Annotated in this window: 14 protein-coding genes; 5 read left to right on the top strand and 9 right to left on the bottom strand. The window is 74.0% G+C overall.

The features are described 5' to 3' along the window. The first annotated feature begins 135 nt into the window (after positions 1-135). Together mutS and mutL are read left to right on the top strand one after the other, a co-directional pair. Positions 136-2,898: a DNA mismatch repair protein MutS gene (mutS, locus tag BUE16_RS03635; protein WP_321166964.1), complete on the top strand. Its 2,763-nt coding sequence runs from the start codon at positions 136-138 to the stop codon at positions 2,896-2,898. Next, entirely contained in the window at positions 2,895-4,583 is a 1,689-nt protein-coding gene (mutL, locus tag BUE16_RS03630) for a DNA mismatch repair endonuclease MutL (protein ID WP_073307086.1), read from the top strand. Before mutS ends, mutL begins: the two co-directional genes overlap by 4 nt. A gap of 63 nt (positions 4,584-4,646) precedes the next feature. Here the strand turns inward: mutL and BUE16_RS03625 are convergent, their stop codons facing one another. Next, positions 4,647-4,928, bottom strand: coding sequence for a DUF7573 domain-containing protein (locus BUE16_RS03625; RefSeq protein ID WP_073307085.1), 282 nt, complete (start codon positions 4,926-4,928; stop codon positions 4,647-4,649). A gap of 129 nt (positions 4,929-5,057) precedes the next feature. Between BUE16_RS03625 and BUE16_RS03620 the strand changes: the two genes are divergently transcribed. Further along, positions 5,058-5,303 carry a hypothetical protein gene (locus BUE16_RS03620; RefSeq protein WP_073307084.1) on the top strand — a complete coding sequence of 82 codons (246 nt, stop codon included), beginning with the start codon at positions 5,058-5,060 and terminating at the stop codon, positions 5,301-5,303. Positions 5,304-5,357: 54 nt separating this feature from the next. On the opposite strand, the gene BUE16_RS03615 is transcribed toward BUE16_RS03620, so the two are convergent. Further along, on the bottom strand, positions 5,358-6,344 hold the full coding sequence (locus tag BUE16_RS03615) for a 5,10-methylenetetrahydromethanopterin reductase (protein WP_073307603.1): 987 nt from the start codon (positions 6,342-6,344) through the stop codon (positions 5,358-5,360). A gap of 43 nt (positions 6,345-6,387) precedes the next feature. Then, a complete protein-coding gene (locus BUE16_RS03610) occupies positions 6,388-7,143 on the bottom strand; it encodes a coenzyme F420-0:L-glutamate ligase (RefSeq protein WP_073307083.1) in 756 nt (251 codons plus the stop codon). 112 nt (positions 7,144-7,255) lie between these two features. Between BUE16_RS03610 and BUE16_RS03605 the strand changes: the two genes are divergently transcribed. Next, a complete protein-coding gene (locus BUE16_RS03605; RefSeq protein WP_073307082.1) occupies positions 7,256-8,683 on the top strand; it encodes an NUDIX domain-containing protein in 1,428 nt (475 codons plus the stop codon). Positions 8,684-8,896: 213 nt separating this feature from the next. On the opposite strand, the gene BUE16_RS03600 is transcribed toward BUE16_RS03605, so the two are convergent. Further along, the gene (locus BUE16_RS03600) at positions 8,897-10,129 is read right to left on the bottom strand and encodes a threonine synthase (RefSeq protein ID WP_073307081.1); all 1,233 of its coding nucleotides are present in this window, start codon (positions 10,127-10,129) and stop codon (positions 8,897-8,899) included. Positions 10,130-10,221: 92 nt separating this feature from the next. Next, complete coding sequence (locus tag BUE16_RS03595; RefSeq protein ID WP_073307080.1) at positions 10,222-10,989, bottom strand: twin-arginine translocation signal domain-containing protein; 768 nt, start codon at positions 10,987-10,989, stop codon at positions 10,222-10,224. A gap of 152 nt (positions 10,990-11,141) precedes the next feature. Between BUE16_RS03595 and BUE16_RS03590 the strand changes: the two genes are divergently transcribed. Next, positions 11,142-12,107, top strand: coding sequence for a DUF5787 family protein (locus tag BUE16_RS03590; RefSeq protein WP_073307079.1), 966 nt, complete (start codon positions 11,142-11,144; stop codon positions 12,105-12,107). A 17-nt stretch (positions 12,108-12,124) separates the two neighbouring features. Here the strand turns inward: BUE16_RS03590 and BUE16_RS03585 are convergent, their stop codons facing one another. From BUE16_RS03585 to BUE16_RS03570, 4 genes are all read right to left on the bottom strand, one after another. Further along, positions 12,125-13,435, bottom strand: coding sequence for an aryl-sulfate sulfotransferase (locus BUE16_RS03585; RefSeq protein ID WP_073307078.1), 1,311 nt, complete (start codon positions 13,433-13,435; stop codon positions 12,125-12,127). 73 nt (positions 13,436-13,508) lie between these two features. After that, positions 13,509-14,798, bottom strand: a complete 1,290-nt coding sequence (locus BUE16_RS03580; protein WP_079991477.1) for an ABC transporter permease — start codon at positions 14,796-14,798, stop codon at positions 13,509-13,511. Further along, a complete protein-coding gene (locus BUE16_RS03575) occupies positions 14,791-15,504 on the bottom strand; it encodes an ABC transporter ATP-binding protein (RefSeq protein WP_073307077.1) in 714 nt (237 codons plus the stop codon). Before BUE16_RS03575 ends, BUE16_RS03580 begins: the two co-directional genes overlap by 8 nt. Continuing rightward, positions 15,501-17,105: a CARDB domain-containing protein gene (locus tag BUE16_RS03570; protein ID WP_073307076.1), complete on the bottom strand. Its 1,605-nt coding sequence runs from the start codon at positions 17,103-17,105 to the stop codon at positions 15,501-15,503. Before BUE16_RS03570 ends, BUE16_RS03575 begins: the two co-directional genes overlap by 4 nt. Between the last annotated feature and the right edge of the window lie 145 nt (positions 17,106-17,250).

Below are 17,250 nucleotides of genomic sequence, written 5' to 3'. Positions count from 1 at the left end.
CGCCGTCCCGGCAGAGCCAACGGAGAGCGGGACGGAGCAGACCGCCGCAAGGCGGACCGACCCGGTGCGAAACCCTTTCGCCGCTCGCCCGCCCGCTGGCAACCAACGACGATGATCACTGGAGCGCCGGCGACGATGCTCGACCGCCGGGAGGAGCTGACGCCGATGCTCGCGCAGTACGTCGAGGTCGCCGAGCGGTACGACGACGCGGTCGTCCTGTTTCGCGTCGGCGACTTCTACAAGGCGTTCTGCGAGGCGGCCGACGAGGTCGCGCGCGTCTGCGAGCTCACTCGGATCGAGCGCGAGGACTCCACCGGCACCTACACCGCCTGCGGCATCCCCGTCGACAACGCCCCGAAGTACCTGAAGCGCCTGCTCGACGCCGAGTACCGCGTCGCCGTCGCCGACCAGGTGGAGGACCCCGAGGAGGCCTCCGGGCTGGTCGAGCGAGCGGTCACGCAGGTGCTCACGCCCGGCACGGTCGTCGAGGAGGAATTGCTCGCGGAGGGGTCGAACACGTACGTCGCCTGCGTGGCGACCGCGGACGGGGGAAGCGATGACAGCGCCGCCGAGGCCGGCGGGGACGGCGCCCGCGACGGTCCGACCTACGGCGTCGCCCACGTCGACGTGTCGACCGGCGAGTGCGCCGTCACGGCCGGCGACGCCGCCGCCGTCGACGAGGAACTCGCGCGGATCGACCCCGCGGAACTCCTCGGCGGCCCCGGCGTCGACCCCGGCGTCGTCGACGGCGCCGACTGCATGGTCACCGAGCGAGACGCCGGCAAGTTCGCGCCCGACGCCGCCGGCGCGGTGCTCGACCGCTACGCCGACCCCGACCGCTTCGACGCCGCCGAGCGCGTCGCCGCCGGCGCGCTGCTGTCGTACGCCGAGTACACGCAGGGCGACGACGGCCCCCTCGAGTACGTCCGCCGCGTCCGCCGGTATGACCCGCGGCGGTCGCTGCGCCTCGACGCGACCGCCCTCAGGGGACTGGAACTGTTCGAGAACCACGTCGGCTCCGGACGGACGCTGTTCGACACACTCGACGAGACGCGCTCGGCGCTGGGTCGCCGGCGCCTCCGAGCGTGGCTGCGCCGGCCGCTCGTCGACCGCGAGGCCATCGAGGCGCGCCACGACGCCGTCGCGGCGTTCGCCGAGCGCACGCTCGTCCGCGAGGACGTCCGCGAGGCGCTCTCGGCGGCGTACGACCTCGAACGCCTCGCCGGTCGGGTCTCCCGCGGGCGGGCGAACGCCCGCGACCTCCGGTCGCTCCACGACACGCTCGCGGCGGTGCCAGCGGTCCGCGAGGCGCTCGCGGGCGTCGACGCGCTCGCGGACGTGCGCGCCGACCTCGACCCGCTTGACGACCTCCGCGAGCTGATCGACGCCGCCGTCGCCGAGGACCCGCCACAGGAGATCACCGACGGCGGCGTGATCCGCGCGGGCTACGACGACGAGCTCGACGAGATCCGGACGACCGCCCGCGAGGGGCGCGAGTGGATCGCGGAGCTGGAGGAGCGCGAGCGCGAGCGCACGGGGATCGACACCCTCGAGGTCGGCTACACCCAGGTCCACGGCTACTACATCGAGGTGACGAACGGCCAGCTCGACAAGGTGCCCGACGACTACACCCGCCGCCAGACGCTGAAGAACTCCGAGCGGTTCTACACGCCCGAGCTGAAACGCCGTGAGGACGAGATCCTCGGCGCCGACGAGCGCGCCGACGCGCTGGAGTACGAGCTGTTTGTCGACCTGCGCGAGGGGGTCGCCGTCGAGTCCGACCGGATCGGCGCACTCGCGGACGCCGTCGCCCGCGTCGACGCCCTCGCCGCCCTCGCGACCGCCGCCGTCGAGCGCGACTACGTCCGTCCCGAGGTCGGCGCGGACGTCGACGAGATCCGCCTGAAGCGCTCTCGACACCCGGTGGTCGAGGAGACTGCCGCGGAGTTCGTCCCGAACGACGCTGCCCTCCCGCGCGGGACCGTCGCGCTGATCACCGGGCCGAACATGAGCGGGAAGTCGACGTACATGCGGCAGGTGGCGCTCGCGGTCGTGCTCGCGCAGGCCGGCTCCTTCGTGCCCGCCGACGCCGCGCGCCTCCCCGTGGTCGACCGCGTGTTCACCCGCGTCGGCGCCAGCGACGACATCGCCGGCGGCGAGTCGACGTTCATGCGCGAGATGCGCGAGCTGACGGACGTGCTCCACGACGCGACCGCCGACTCGCTGGTCGTACTCGACGAGGTCGGCCGGGGCACGTCGACGACCGACGGCCGGGCAATCGCCCGCGCGGCCGTCGAGTTCCTCCACGACGAGACGGGCGCGACGACACTCTTTGCGACCCACTACCACGGACTGACGGACCTGGCCGACGAGTACGACCGCGTGGTGAACCGCCACTTCGCGGCGGCCGAGCGCGACGGCGAGGTGACGTTCCTCCACCGGGTCCGCGAGGGCGCCGCCTCCTCGTCGTACGGCGTCGAGGTCGCGGAGCTGGCGGGCGTTCCGGACCCGGTCGTCGCCCGCGCACACGACCTTGTCGCCGCCGACCGCGAGGGCGGCGGGGGCGACGGCGCCGAGTCACCGCCCGACCCCGCCGGCACCGACGACGGCGAGGCGGCCGGCGGCGACGGCCAACGGACGCTCGCCGAGGTGGCGACGAACGGGCACGATCGTGGCGACGGGGAGCGGGACGGCGACAAAGACGCCGGCCCGCCCGCCGTCCGCGACGACGCGGTCGCGGACCTCCTCGCTGACCTCCGTGACCTCCCACTCGCGGAGACGACGCCGCTGGAGGCACTGAACCGACTTCACGACCTCCAGCGGCGCGCCGCGGAGGCCGGCGACGGTGACCGCGACGACACTGACGACGACGCCACACTCGACGGTGGAAGACCGTGAGCCGCGACGCCGAGACCGACGCCCCCGCGGTCCGCGAACTGTCCGAGGCCACCGTCGAGCGCATCGCCGCCGGCGAGGTGATCACCCGCCCGGCCCGCGTGGTCGCCGAGCTCGTGGAGAACGCCCTCGACGCCGGCGCCGACCGGGTCGACGTGTCGGTCGACGGCGACGGCACCGAACGGGTCCGCGTCGCCGACGACGGCCGCGGGATGGCCCGCGAGGACGCCGCCCGCGCGGTCGAGCCGCACACGACGAGCAAGATCCGGGCGGCCGACGACCTCCGGGAGGCGACCACGATGGGCTTTCGCGGCGAGGCGCTGGCGGCGATCGCCGACGCGGGCGACATCGAACTCGTGACGAGCGACGGCTCGCCCGTTGGGACGCGCGTGACCATCACGGACGGGGACAAGCGGATCGAGGACGCCGGACGCGCCCGCGGCACCACGGTCGTCGTGACGGACCTGTTCGGCGACCGGCCCGCCCGCCGGGAGTCGCTGGCCTCGCCCGCCCGGGAGTTCGGCCGCGTGTCGGAACTGCTCACGGCGTATGCGCTCGCCCGGCCCGAGGTGGCGTTCTCGCTCGAACACGACGGTCGGGAGACGGCGTCGACGCCCGGAACCGGACTCAGGGACGCGCTCGTCGCGCTGTACGGCCGCGAGACCGGTGGCGAGTCGACGGCGGTCACCCACCGCTCCGGCGTCGACCTCGCAGACCGCGCGGCCAACCTCGCGGTCGAGGGACGGCTCTGTTACCCCTCCACGACCAGATCGACGCGCGATCACGTCCACGTCGCGGTGAACGGACGGCCGGTGCGCGACGACGCCCTCCGGCGCGCCGTCGCCCGCGGCTACGGAAGTCTCCTCCCGAGCGGCCGCGAACCGGTCGCCGTCGTCCGCATCGATCTGCCCGCGTGGGCGGTCGACCCGAACGTCCACCCCGCGAAGGCGCGGGTCGCGATCCGCGGTGCCGACGCCGTCGCCGACGCGGTCGAAACGGGCGTGTGCGAGGCACTGACAACCGCCGACCTCCGCCGGTCGGGCGAGGTGGCGATGGATCTGGACTCCTCGTTGGCGCCCGTCGAGGGAACCGACTCCGAGTTCGCCGACGCGACCGTGCTGGGCGTCTTCCGGGACCTGTACGTCGTCTGTGAGGCCGGCGATGACCTGCTCGTTGTCGACCAGCACGCCGCCCACGAGCGCGTCAACTTCGAGCGCCTCCGGACGGCGCTGTCGGACGAAGCGGTGCCGTCGGCCGCGTTGGACCCGGCGGAGACGGTGACGCTCGACCCGCCGACGGCGGCGGCCGTGGAGGAGCACCGCGAGGACCTCGCGACGCTCGGTTTCTCGGTCGACCCCTTCGGCGGAACCACCTACCGCGTCACGGCGGTGCCGGCGCCGCTGGGGCGCGTCGCCGACGCGGCGGCGCTGTGCGGGGTCGCCGCCGACCTCCGCGACTCGGGCGGGCGCGGCGGCACCGACGCCCTCCGGGAGGCCCTGCTCGCGGACCTGGCGTGTCACCCGTCGCTGAAGGCGGGCGACGCGCTCGATCGCGAGACGGCGGGACGGCTGGTCGAGCGGCTCGGCGAGTGCGACCAGCCGTACGCGTGTCCGCACGGGCGGCCGACGGTGCTGTCGGTCGAGGCGTCGACGCTGGCGGACGGATTCGAGCGCCACGGATCGCGGTGAGGCGGGAGGCGCGGCGGGCGCGGCGAGCGCACCGCGGTGTCGCCGGCGGCGGCGATGCGCCCCTCACCACTCCTTGCAGTCGGCGCAGACGTAGTCGCTGTCGTCGCGCCAGCGGCGCGTCACCGAGTCGCCGCAGGCGGCGCAGGCGGCGCCGTCCGGCGAGTGGTCGTAGGTCGGGGCCGCGGGGTTGACCGCGTCAGCGGTCGCGTCGGCGGCGGCGTCGGTGTCGGCGCCGTCGCCGTCCGCGTCGACGCGATCGACAGCGTCGTCGTTCGGCTCGGTCGAGTCGGTCGAACCGCCCGGGTCGGCCGACGCGAACTCCTCCAGCGAGTGGTCCTCCGGCACGGACGATACCTCTGCGGCCGCGGAGTTAACTCCGGCGAGCGCCCCGCGGCGGCGGGAGCGAGCGACGGGTCCCGGCCTCGCTGCGCGGACACATCAACGCTCAAGTCCCCGCGGGGCCGACCCCGAGGCATGGTAACCGTCATCGACTTCCTCGTCCGGCTGGTCACCAGCGTCGTCGACCTGATCGTCATCTTCGTGACCGAGGTGGCGCTCCGGGACCCGCTGTCGTTCGTCTCGTTCCTGTTCGGCGCCGCGTTCGTCGGCGGCGCGTCGCTGGTGCTGGGGTACCTCGCGCTCGGCGCGCTCGGCTACGAGTTCGGCATCGGCAACCTCGCGGCGAAGAGCCGGCGCGAGCGCGCCCGCAGCCAGCGCTGAACGGCGCGGCGTCGACACAGCTCGAACCGTCGGATCGACGCTACTTCTCGCGGATCACGTCGTCGCGCGGGCGGCCGCCTCGGCCGCCAGCTCGATCGCGGCGTCGAGATCCGGTCCCAGCGGCGACCCGACGACCAGCGAGTCGGCGTGGTCCAGCACGGCGGCCATCCGTTCGGCAACCGCCTCGGGGTCGCCGGCCATGCAGAAGGCGTCGACCATCGCGGGCGTGACCAGTTCGAACGCCTCAGAGAACTCTCCGGCGGCGATCAGGTCGCCGATGTCGCCCGCGAGGTCCGCGTCGACCCCGTGGCGCTCCAGCACCGGCGGGGCCGCGCCGGCGGCGATAAACGCCACGGGAGGGCGGGCGGCCTCCCGCGCGGCTGCCGCGTCTTCGGCGACGCTGACGGCCGCGTAGGCCGCGAGGTCGAAGCCCCCGCGCGAGTCCGGGCGGTCGGCCGTGCCCTGCTCGACTTGCTCTCTGGCCCACGCGAGGTCGTCGGGGTGCGAGCCGTTGAACAGCAGGCCGTCGGCGTGCTTGCCCGCCATCCGGCACATGTGCGGCCCCTCGCCGCCGACGTACACCGGGATGTCGGCGCCCTGCGGCGGCTCGTAATTCAGCCCCGCGTCGGCCGCGTCGAACGTGGACCCGCCGTCGACGCGCTCGCCGGCCCACAGCTTCTGCGCGGTCTTGAACGCCTCCAGCACCGGTCGGAGCCCGCGGTCGTCGGCGAGCCCGAGGTTCCGGAGGGTGGAGGGGTCGCCCGGACCGACGCCGAAGACGGCGCGGCCGCCGCTGGCCTCGTCGAGCGTCGCCACCTTCGAGGCGAGCGTCGCCGGGTGGAACTCCAGCGGGTTGACGACGCCGGGGCCGAGGCGGGCCGTCTCCGTCGCGGCCGCCAGCCGCGAGAGGACGGAGAACGCGTCGCGGTTGTTGTAGTGGTGGGAGACGAACAGCGAGTCGAAACCGGCATCCGCCGCGAGCGTCCCCAACTCGACCATGCGGTCGACCGAGTGTTCGGGCGCGAGTTCGACGCCGATCATCGGCGCGTCCGCGTCGGCGGCGTGAGCGCCGCCTCCGACCTCGTCACTCATCGAACTCCCACCCCCGAACCGCCTGCCGGATCAGGTCGCCGTCCACGTCCCGGAAGTGGGCGTCGTGCTCGCCGTGGTCGCCCCACTCGAAGTCGCGGACGACGACCACCGGGGTTCCCCCGTCGCCCTCGCCCGCGACGAGGTTAGCGGCGGCCGCGAGCTCGTCGGCGACGCTCTCAACGGTGACGCCGAGTTCGCGGCCGTCGCGGTCGGCCTCGCCGCGCCAGTCGCGGGCGGGGGCCATGCCGGCCCAGCCGATCGCGACGCCGCGCTGGCCGTGGCGGAACGGCCGCCCGCACGTGTCGGTGACGAGCACGCGGTCGGCGGAGAGCCCGGATCGGATGCGCTCGGCCGAGTCGGAGGGGCGCTCCGGGAGCAGAAGGAGGTCGTGGCCGGGGACGTTCGAGCGGTCGATGCCGGCGTTGACGCCGACGTGCCCGAAGCGCGACTCCGTGAGCAGGAACGGCGCGTCCATGATCACCTCTGTCGACTCTTCCAGCACTGCCTGCGCGAACCGGGGGTCCTTCTCGTCGCCCGAGATCTCCGAGAGGCGGGCGGCGATCTCTCTGGCACGCGGGCCGGCGGGGAAGTCGTCGAGGTCGAAGGCGCGGCCCTCGACCTTCGAGACGACCGTCGAGGCGACGCAGACCACGTCGTCGGGCCGGAGGTCGACCCGATCGTCGATCAGCGCCCCGAGGTCGTCCCCCTCCCGGATCTCGGGCAGGTCGGGGACGGCGAAGAGCTCCATACGCGTCCTGCGGCCGTCGCCCGCAAAAGCGCGCCGGTGGTGGTACACGTGGCCGGTGTTCGCGCCGCACCACCGCCGGTAGCTCGAAGTCGCAGGCGGCCGACACGCCGATATGGCACACGTCGTCACCGCGTTCCTCCGGAACCGCGGCGCGGTGCTACTCGTCCGACGAAGCGACGCCGTCAGCACGTACCGCGGTCGCTGGGGCGGCATCTCGGGCTACGTCGAGGGCGACGCCGACGATGCCCTGGACGACGCGCTCCGCGAGATCCGAGAGGAGACGGGGATCGCGGAGGGCGACCTCTCCCCCGTTCGCCGCGGCGACCCGATCGCCGTCGACGACGAACAGGACTCGTTCACCGTCCACCCGTTCCTGTTCGACTGCGCGACCCGTCGCGTGCGACCGAACGAGGAACTCGCCGAGACCGAGTGGATCCAGCCGATCGCGATGTTGGAGCGCGAGACGGTGCCGTCGCTGTGGGACGCCTACCGGGCGGTCGGCCCGACCGTCGCGACGGTCGCTGGCGACCGGACGCACGGCTCCGCGTCAATCTCGCTGCGGGCTCTGGAGGCGCTACGCGACGAGGCCGCGGAGGCGACGCTCGCGAACGACGACGGCGGCAGCACTGATGACGACGGCGACAACGCTGATGACGACGGCTGGGCGCGCGTCGCCGACACCGCCCGCGCCCTGCGGGACGCTCGGCCGGGGATGACCGCGCTGGCGACGCGGGTGAACCGGGTGATGAGCGAGGCCGACCGCAGGGAGGCCTCGACACGAACGGGGAACACAGTGACCCGTGAGCGAAGCGAGGCCGGTCGGACACCCACCGCGGTTCGCGACCGCGCGATCCGGGCGGTCGACGCGGCCGCCGACGCCGACGACCGCGCGGCGCGAGAGGCGACCGCGTTGCTGGCCGATCGCGGGGACGGCGACGACGGCGAGTCGGCGGCGGTGCTCACGCTGTCGCGTTCGGGCACCGTCGCCGCGGCGCTGGAACGCCTCAACGGTCCGGCCTTCGTCGCCGAATCGGAGCCGGGCGGCGAGGGACGCGAGGTGGCCGCGTCGCTGGCGGCGGACGCCGGGACGGACCGCGCGGCTCACGACGACCGCGGTGTCACCCTGCTCCCCGACTCGGCGGTCGCGTCGCTGCTCGCCGAGGGCCGCGTCGACGCCGCGCTCGTCGGCGCCGACGCGGTGTTGCCCGACGGCGGCGTCGCCAACAAGGTCGGCACGCGCGGACTGGCGCTGGCTGCCGCCCGCGAGGACGTGCCGGTGTACGCGGTGACCGCCTGCGACAAGATCGCTCCCGACGGTGCGGCGTTCCACCCCGAACGGGCCGACTTCGAGGCGCCCGAGGGCGTGGACCCCTACGCGCCGCTGTTCGACTGCGCCCCCGATGACACCGTGACGATCGTGACCGAGGACGGGGTGCTCGACGCCGACGCGGTCCGCGCGGCGGCCGAGCGGCACCGCGCGCTCGCGGCGTGGGACCGCGCCGACGACGCGGACGCTCGCGGCGACGATGGGAAGGAGTGATACGCGCCGGTCGGCTACGTCGGCCCGGGCGGCCGTGACGAGGGTTACCCCCACCGAGCCCCGTGTGACGAGGGATTCACCCGAGCCGCCCGATACCGACCCGCGAGCCGCGGCTGTGTGGCGTACACGGAGGGGCTCGTGTGGCGTTTACATCGCGAGTGACTGCCCCCATCTTCGGACAAAAACCTTCGCCGCCGGCGCCGCGTTCGCCGGCTACGCCGCCGCGTCGCGCTCGGACTCCTCCTCGCGCGACCTGAGGTGGCTCCGCAGGGTGTCCACGTCCTTGTTCCCGGCGCCCGTGTTGAGCAGGACGACCGTGTCGTCGGCGCCGAGATCGCCCCGCTCGGCGAGTTCGAACGCGCCCGACACCGCCGAGGCGCACGTCGCGCCGACCTCGATGCCCTCCGCCTGCGCGACCTCGATCGCGGCGTCGAGGATCGCCCCGTCGCTCGTGGCGACCGCGCCGCCGCCGGACGCCTCGATCGCGTCGAGGATCCACGACGACGCGCCGGGGTCGGGGACGGCGATGCCGTTACAGACGGTGGTGATCTCCTCCCAGGCGTCGTGAGCCTCCGCACCGTCTTCCCACGCGCGGACGACCGGCGCGCAGCCCTCCGCCTGCGCGGCGTACATCCCTGGCAGGTCGTCAGTGAACCCCAGCTCGCGAAGCTCCAGCGCCGCCTTGTGCATCCCGATCAGGCCGACGCCGCCGCCGGTCGGGTAGACGACCGCGTCGGGCACGTCCCAGTCCAACTGCTCGATCGTCTCGGAGGCCATCGTCTTCTTCACGTCGTGGCGGTACGGCGTCACGAACGTCTTCGTCGAGTACCAGCCCGCCTCGTCGCCCTCGTTTCCGGGCTCCATCGCGGCGGCGTACTCGGCGCCGGCGTCGGTAATCTCTCCCTCGGCGACCCGGAGGTCGCCGCCGTGGACCTCCGTCATCCCCTTCTGCGTGAAGCCGGCGCGGTTGGGGAGGAACACGTGCGAGTCGAGCCCTGCCCGGGCGGCGTAGGCGCTGGCGGCCTGCCCGGCGTTGCCGGCGCTGTTCAAGGCGATCTGGCTCGCTCCGTGCTCGACGGCGGCGGTGACGGCCCCCGTTTGCCCGCGGTCCTTGAACGTCCCCGTCGGGTTTCGGCCCTCGTCTTTGATGTAGACGGCGCCAACGCCCATCCGATCGGCCAGCGTCGGGCACTCGACCAGCGGCGTCGCGCCCTCGCCCAGCGAGACGGCGATTTCGCGGGGGAACGGGAGCAGCTCCTCGTAGCGCCACAGGGAGTCGAACGGGCGCGACTCCAGGTCCGCCCGAGTGAGGTCGACCGCGTCGAGGTCGTACTCAGGGTCGGTGATGCCGCCGCAGTCGGGGCAGCGGTGGGTGACTTCGCCGGGGTCGTGGCGCGCGTCGCAGTCGATACAGCGCAGCGCGACGAAGGCGTCGGTGGTTCGCATACCGGTCGCCTCGGCGGGGCGCGACTAACCGCTTGTGCATCCGGCGGTCCGCGGGGTGAAGCGAGAGCGATGGCGGGCCACGGGAGTCGAACCTACTCGACGTGCGTCACGATCCCGCGGACCTCATCGCGGTACGCGTCGGGGGTGAGCCCCAGATCCACGTCGACGGTGACGGTGATCGCCCCGGAGAGATCCTGCTCGACGGTCCGCGCGAAGCTCTCCGCGGGGTACGCCCCGCCCGCGATCAGGAGGCCGCCGTCGTGGATCCACGAGGCGAGCAACCCCTCGACGGCGGCGCTGCCGCCCTCGACGGTGACCGTCTCGCCGCGCACGTCGAACGACAGCGCGTCGAACGAGAAGGCGGCGCTGTACTCGGTGAGCGAGGCGTCCTCGCCCGTCTCGACGGTGAGCGTCCCGGCGTCGCTGGCCGAGATGTCGGTGAGCCCGGCCGACGAGAGCTGCGATTCGAACTGGTCGCGCGCGACCGCACCCGCGCGGGCGGCGAGTTCCTCCCGCGCCGACTCCAGCGGGATCTCCGCGAGGTTCGGCGAGAAGGCGATCCGGCTGGCGAAGACGTTCGACAGCGGCGCGTCGAGCGCGCCCAGCGTCTTCTCCGAGACCGCCGCGCGCAGCGCCGCGTCGTCGTACACGCGGGTGACCGCCGTCGCGGTCACGTCGACGCCGGCGACCGTCCGCGAGAGTACCTCCCGGGTGTCCGTGCGCGTCCGCTCCCAGCCCCCTTCGTCCAGTCGGTCCTCGGGGAGCGACGGCGGCCGAACCGTCCCCGACGCGGTTCCGCAGCCGGCCAGTCCCGCGACGCCGGCGGCGGCCGCGCCCGCGAGGAATCGTCGTCTGTCCATGCGATTGAGGCGTCGATCCGACACAAAAGCCCGTCGTCGCGCGTATCACCCCCGATAGCGGTCGGTCCCGCCGCGGCGCAGCGACGCGGCCGCGACCCGTCCCGCCGCCGCCGCGTGCGAGCGCTTTTGCCCGTCCGGTCCCGCGCCCCGGTATGGAGTTCGGCTTCGAGTTGGCGCTGTGTGCCCACCTCGAAGCGGCGACCGACTGGGTGCTCGCGCGCCAGCTCGGCGGCGCCGTCGCCGCCCCCGGAAGCCGCATCGTCGACATCGTCGGCCTCGTCCCCGGTCCGGCGTTCGACGAGCGCACGCGGATCACCGACCGAACGATCCCGCCGAAGGCCGTCGAGAGCGACGCGGGCGTCGGGGAGGCGGTTCCCGTTGCCGAGGCCGTCGACGCCCGCCCCGACCGCGCGCGCGGCATCGCCGACGCCGCCGTCGACCGCGGCTTCTTCACCGAGGAGCGCCACGGCGGGACGCGCTACGTCCGCAAGGCGACGCGCTACCCCGACGACTGGGTCGACGAACTGGTCGCCATCGAGAACAAGCCGGATCTCGGTCGCCCGGGCGACCTCCGGCGCCAGCTCCGAGTCGACGCCAGCCTCGCGCTGTTCGACCGCGTCGTGCTCGCGACCGAGAGCCACGTCACCGGCGCGCACCTGAACCGCATCCCCGAGTCGGTCGGCGTCTGGCGCTTCCGCCCCGCCGCCGGCGAGCACGAGGTGATCCGCGAGGCGACCCCGCTGGATACCGACGGTCCCGGCGTGGAACTGCTCGCTGAACACCCCGGACGGACGGACGTGGCCATCGTCAGCGCCGACGAGAAGGCCGAGAAGCGCCGCCGGATCGCCGAGCGCGCCTACGGGAAGGGGTGGCGGACGTACGCGTTCCCGGGTTGCGACAACTGCGGGGCGACCGCCGACGGGCGGCCACGCTGTGCCCACTTCGACCGCGTCGTCGACCCCGCGAGCGACTGCGGGGAGTCGTGTTCCGGGTGGCAGCCGGGAGACCCGGCCTCCGGCGACGACGACGCCGCGGCGCTTCGCGACGCGCGGACGCCGTGGGAGCGCGACCCGCCGGGCGTCGCGCGCCGGCAGGCGGGATTGGACCGGTTCGGGTAGCCCCGTCGGCGGTCGGCTCAGGGGCGACGCCGGACCGCCACCAGCGCCGCGAGCGCGACCGCCGCCGCGAGCGCCGTCAGCGCCGCCGGGACGCCGAGGCCGGGCGTCTCGACGATCGACTCGTCCGGGACGGTCGTCCACGCGCGGTCGGTGCCGGCGTCCCCGTCGTTGCCTGCGCTGTCGCCGTCCGCGCCGGCTCCGCCGGGCGTCACGGTCCCCGCATCGCCCAGCTCGCCGCCGGTGCCCCACAGTTCGTCCTCGGGGACGAGCCGGTCGCGCTCGACGCCGGTGAGGTACTCGTAGCACGCCTCGATCGCCGCGGTGTCGAAGCTCGTGCCGCCGGTCATCGTCTGGTCGCCCTCGGCGCCGACCTGCCGCATCGTCGGGCCGTCAGAGCCGCGGGCGGTGCCGACGCGCTCGGCGTCGTACGGCTGCCACGGGGTGTACACCTCCCAGACGACTTCCCCGCGGGGGGTGACCTCCAGCACGCGGTGGCCGCGGCGGTCGGTGACGAGCGTGTTGCCGTTGGGGAGGCGGTCGGCGTCGCGCGGCTCGTGGAGGCCGCCGCCCGACAGCGACCACGTGCGCTCCCACTCGCCGTCGGCGGTCCGGCTGTACTCGACGACGCGGTCGTTCTCGGAGTCGGCGACGAGGACCGTCGCGCGGCCGTCGGCGCCCTCGATGAAGTCGGGGTTGTGCTGCTCGTTCAGGACGTCGTGCTCGTCGTCGGCCCCGAGCGTCCACTTCACCGCCTTCGTCGAGCGGTCGATGGCGATCACCTGATCGAAGTTGCGCACGGAGACGAGCAGCGTGTCGTCGCCGATCTGGTCCACGTCGTTGACGTGGGTCCAGTCCTTGCCGTAGGGGCCGCCGCCGTCGCGGGGGAATCGGTCGGTGTGATTGCCGAAGCGCCACTGCCAGACGAGCTCGCCCGACTCGTCGTAGATCACGACGCGGTTGCGCTCGTCGCCCTTGTCGACGGTCGCGAACTCGCCGTCGCCGAGGTAGTCCACGTCGTGGGCGTCCTCGACGTGCTCCAGGCGGGTCACCTCGACGTGCTCGCCGGTGGCGGGGTCGACGCGCTCGACGACGGTGATGCCGGGCTCGGTCGTCGCCACGAGCAGGTCGCCGTTGGGGAGCGGGTCAACGTCGTACTGCCACCACCGGCCTGCTGCGGTGTCGTTGTGGACGCCGACGACCGAGCCGTTCGGCGCGAACCCGACCATGAGCGATGCGGTCTTCTCGCCGGCGCGCGCGCCCTGGATCGTGACCAGCGTCGTCGTCTCCGGGGCGCGGTCCTCGTCGATCGTGCCCACGCAGGTGGACATGGGTGTCAGGAGCGAACACGGCCGCAAGTGTCTTCGGGTCGGTCGCCGCCAGTCGGCGTCGACCGGCGACGACTCAGCCGCGCAGCGAATCGACCGGCGGCTCCCACGCCGCGCGGTACGCGGGGTAGAGGCCGCCCACGAGTGCGACCGTCGCGCCGAAGGCGAACGCCCCCAGCGCCACCAGCGCGTTCGCCGCCACGAGCACCGCGTCGATCGGGAGCTCGGTGTTGAGCGCCACGAGGACGACGCCGGCGGTTCCGAGCAGCACGCCGACGACGCCGCCGGCGACGCCGAGCAGCGTCGCCTCCACCAGCAGGGTCCGCAGCACCTGGTCGCGGTGGATGCCGACCGCGCGCAGGACGCCGATCTCCCCGCGGCGCTCGGAGACGGTCATCAGCATGACGTTGAAGATGGACACGCCCGCGACGACGAGCGAGACGCCCGCGACCGCGAGCAGGAAGCCGTTGAGCAGCGCGAAGAACTCCGTGATCCGGTCGAGCACGCTCGTCAGTGAGAACACCGACACCCGTCGCTCGCGGGCGTTGAGCCGCTCGCGCACCTCGCGAGCGACGGCGTCGGCGTCGCTCCCCGAGTCGGCCTGGACGACCACCTGCGAGAACTCCTCGGTCGCGAACTCGTCGGGCGGGAGGACGACGGCCGAGTCGGCTCGCAGCGGGGTGATGCTCGACTGCGGCGGGAGCACCGCGACGACGCGGTAGGTGTTCGACTCGATCGTGACCTGCGAGCCGGCGCGGAGGTCGAGCGCGTCGGCCACGTCGGCGCCGACGAGCGCGCCCTGACGGTGGTAGTCGGGGACGCCTGGCGCGTCGCCGAACAGCGGTCGGGGGTTCGTCGTGCCGTACACCTGTGCGACCGTCCGGCCGCCGCCGCCGCTGACGGTCGCGCCGGTCGACTTCAGCGGGATCACGGTCCCGCGACCGGCGGCGGCGCGCTCGATGGCCGCCAGGTCGCGGCTGTTCAGCGACTCCCGGCCGGACTCGGCGGCCGGGCTGACGATCACCTGGTTCCCCAGGCCGCCGAGTTCCTCGGTCGCGGCTGTCTGGAGCGCGGTGCCGAGCATCCCCAGGGCGACGACCGCGAACACGCCGATGACGATGCCCAGCGCGGCCAGCCCGGCGCGGAGGCGCTGACGTGAGAGGTTGCGCAGCGCGAGCGAGACCGCCGGGAAGCGACGACCGAGCGCGGCCGCCGTCCGACGGGTCCGGTCGACGACCGTCGACGGCGCGGCCGCGACCGCGGCGGCGACCGCCCCCGCGACCGCGTCGCTGACGCCACGGCGACCGCGGTCCGCACGCCGACGGGCGCCCCGGAGCCACGCCCGGAGCCGGGACCAGTCAGGCATCTCGAAGCACCCCGTCGACGAGTTCGACGGTGCGGTCGGCGTACTCGGTCACGAGGTCGTCGTGAGTGACGGCGACGACGCCGACGCCGCCGGCTGCGATCGCGCGGACCTCCTCCAGCACGGAGACGCCGGTGTCGCGGTCGAGGTTGCCGGTCGGCTCGTCGGCGAGCAGCACGTCGGGTTCGTTGATCAGCGAGCGCGCGATGGCGACGCGCTGTTTCTGCCCGCCGGACAGCTCGTCGGGGGTGTGCTCCAGCCGTTCCCCGAGGCCGACTCGTTCGAGCAGGTCGACCGCGCGGTCGGTGGCGTCCGCCGGAAGGAACGCCGTCGGGAGCCGGACGTTCTCGACCGCCGACAGCGTCGGGATCAGGTGGAAGTCCTGGAAGACGAACCCGATCGTCTCGCGGCGCACGTCGGTGCGCTCGCGCTCGGACCGGCCGGCGACGGGCTCGCCGTGGAGCTCGACGCGGCCCTCCGTGGGATCGTCGAGCAGGCCGAGGAGGTTCAGCATCGTCGATTTGCCCGACCCGGAGGGCCCGACGACGGCGACGACCTCGCCGGTGCCGACCGCGAAGTCCACGTCCGACAGGGCGGTCACGGTGCCGCCGCCGCCCTCGTAGCGCTTCGTCACCTCCGCCAGGCGCAGCGGCGGAACCACGTCCGACACGCCCGCGGCGCCCGCGTCGGCGTCCGCGTCCCCGGTCATACGTACCTGCGGACGGCGACGGCGACCGCGATCGGGACCGCGAACCCGACCGCGAGCAGGAGCCCGCCGACGGGGTCGATCGCCGCGAGCGCACCGAGCGGCCCGCTCGCGGACGGCTGGTCTGCGGGGAGCGGGACCTCGATCACCTCGGTGACGCGGTCGTCGCCGGTGGTGTACGCCACCCGGACAGGGATCGCCGTCGCGTTCGCGGCGTCGACGCGGCCGGTCACGCTGAACGGGGCGAACTCGCTGGCCCCGACGGTGCCCACGAAGTAGCTCCGCTGCGGATACGCGGGGGCGGCGACCTCGGCGGCGGCGACGCCGACGACGACGCCGGACACCTCGCCGCCGCCGACGTTGCCGAGGTTGCCGTCGATCGTGACGTACCCGTCGTCGGCGATGCTGACGTTCAGCCCGGTCAGCTCGACGGCGCCGCGCTTCGGCCTGAACTCGTAGCCGGCGACCGCCGATCGTCGCTCGTCGCCGAGGTCGTACCGCGCGACGAACGCCACCTCGCCGGCGGTCTCCACGTCCGAGAGGTCGACGGTCACGGTCGCCGCCTCGCCGGGCGCGAGCGCGTCCGCGACGGCGACGCGACCGATCGCGGAGACGGTCGTCCCGTCGTCGCCCCGGGGGACGAGGACGACCCGTTCGATCGCGGCGTTACCGAAGTTGGTCACGGTCACCGCGAGGCGGTCGCCGCTCGCGTCCCCGCCGCTCCCGCCGGTCGACTGCTGGAGGGCGCCGCCGCCCCCGACGCCGATGAGGCCCGCGAGGCCGGCCGCGCCGCCGCCGGCGGTGGCGGCGTCGCCCGCCCCGTCGGCGCTGGCGGCCGCGACCCGGACGCCCACGTCGGCCGTCAGGGGGTCGACCGTGACGCCGCGCTCTTGGGCGACGGTCGCGCGGGTGCCCGCGACGGTCGTGTAGTCGACCCGGACGCGGATCGTCCGCTCGCCCGGAGCGGCGGGCACCACAGAGAAGTTGAGCGTCCGGCTCGCGCCCGCCGGGAGGGTCGCGACGGCCCGGCGGAGCCGCTCGCCGTCGGGCGGCGAGACGACCGTGACCGCGAGGTCACGCAGGGCGGCGGCCGTCGGGTTCGAGACGGTGACCTCGACGGCGGAGTCGTCGCCGGCGACGGCCGCGGGCGCGGCGATCTCCACCAGCGGTGCGCCCCGTTCGACGACGAGCGAGAGCGGGCGGCTGGCCGTCGCCGTCTCGTCATCCGAATCGGAGACGGTGGCGACGACCGAGAGGTCGTACGCGCCGGGGTCGTCGACGGTGAACGTCACCGGGACCGTGAGCGTCTCGCCGGGCGAGAGCGTTCCGAGACCGGTCGCGACCCCGAGGACGGTGCCGTTGGCGTCGCGGACTGCGACCCTGTCGAGATCGGCCGCGGAGTCGCTGCCGGCCGAGAGGCGGACGGTGACATCGACGGTGATCGGCGCCCCCGCGGTCGGGGTGGCGGGCGCGACGGTCGCGTCGGTCACCGCGACGCGGGCGTCCGGCACCGCGCCGGCGACGCCGACGAACGGCGCGAGCGCCGAGGTGGCGATGAGGAGGGCGGCGACGAGCGCGGCCGCTCCGATCGAACGGTCGTTCAAGGTACCATCGTTATGGGATGGAGCCGCAAATACCTTCCTCGGCCGATCGGGGCGGTGTTCAGATAAGGATGAAGAGTGAGGCGGAACGATCTTTGAGTGATCTATGCTCGAAATCGCCCGCCTCAACGGAGGTAGCGACTGCTTC

It is taken from the genome of Halobaculum gomorrense (genome assembly GCF_900129775.1).
GTDB lineage: Archaea > Halobacteriota > Halobacteria > Halobacteriales > Haloferacaceae > Halobaculum > Halobaculum gomorrense.
This window is presented reverse-complemented; position numbering and strand designations above follow the sequence as displayed.

Coding starts and splice junctions, on each gene's coding strand:
- mutS (WP_321166964.1), top strand. CDS start 136: ATGCTCGACCGCCGGGAGGAGCTGACGCCGATGCTCGCGCAGTACGTC.
- BUE16_RS03620 (WP_073307084.1), top strand. CDS start 5,058: ATGGTAACCGTCATCGACTTCCTCGTCCGGCTGGTCACCAGCGTCGTC.
- BUE16_RS03615 (WP_073307603.1), bottom strand. CDS start 6,344: ATGATCGGCGTCGAACTCGCGCCCGAACACTCGGTCGACCGCATGGTC.
- BUE16_RS03610 (WP_073307083.1), bottom strand. CDS start 7,143: ATGGAGCTCTTCGCCGTCCCCGACCTGCCCGAGATCCGGGAGGGGGAC.
- BUE16_RS03605 (WP_073307082.1), top strand. CDS start 7,256: ATGGCACACGTCGTCACCGCGTTCCTCCGGAACCGCGGCGCGGTGCTA.
- BUE16_RS03600 (WP_073307081.1), bottom strand. CDS start 10,129: ATGCGAACCACCGACGCCTTCGTCGCGCTGCGCTGTATCGACTGCGAC.
- BUE16_RS03595 (WP_073307080.1), bottom strand. CDS start 10,989: ATGGACAGACGACGATTCCTCGCGGGCGCGGCCGCCGCCGGCGTCGCG.
- BUE16_RS03590 (WP_073307079.1), top strand. CDS start 11,142: ATGGAGTTCGGCTTCGAGTTGGCGCTGTGTGCCCACCTCGAAGCGGCG.
- BUE16_RS03585 (WP_073307078.1), bottom strand. CDS start 13,435: ATGTCCACCTGCGTGGGCACGATCGACGAGGACCGCGCCCCGGAGACG.
- BUE16_RS03580 (WP_079991477.1), bottom strand. CDS start 14,798: ATGCCTGACTGGTCCCGGCTCCGGGCGTGGCTCCGGGGCGCCCGTCGG.
- BUE16_RS03575 (WP_073307077.1), bottom strand. CDS start 15,504: ATGACCGGGGACGCGGACGCCGACGCGGGCGCCGCGGGCGTGTCGGAC.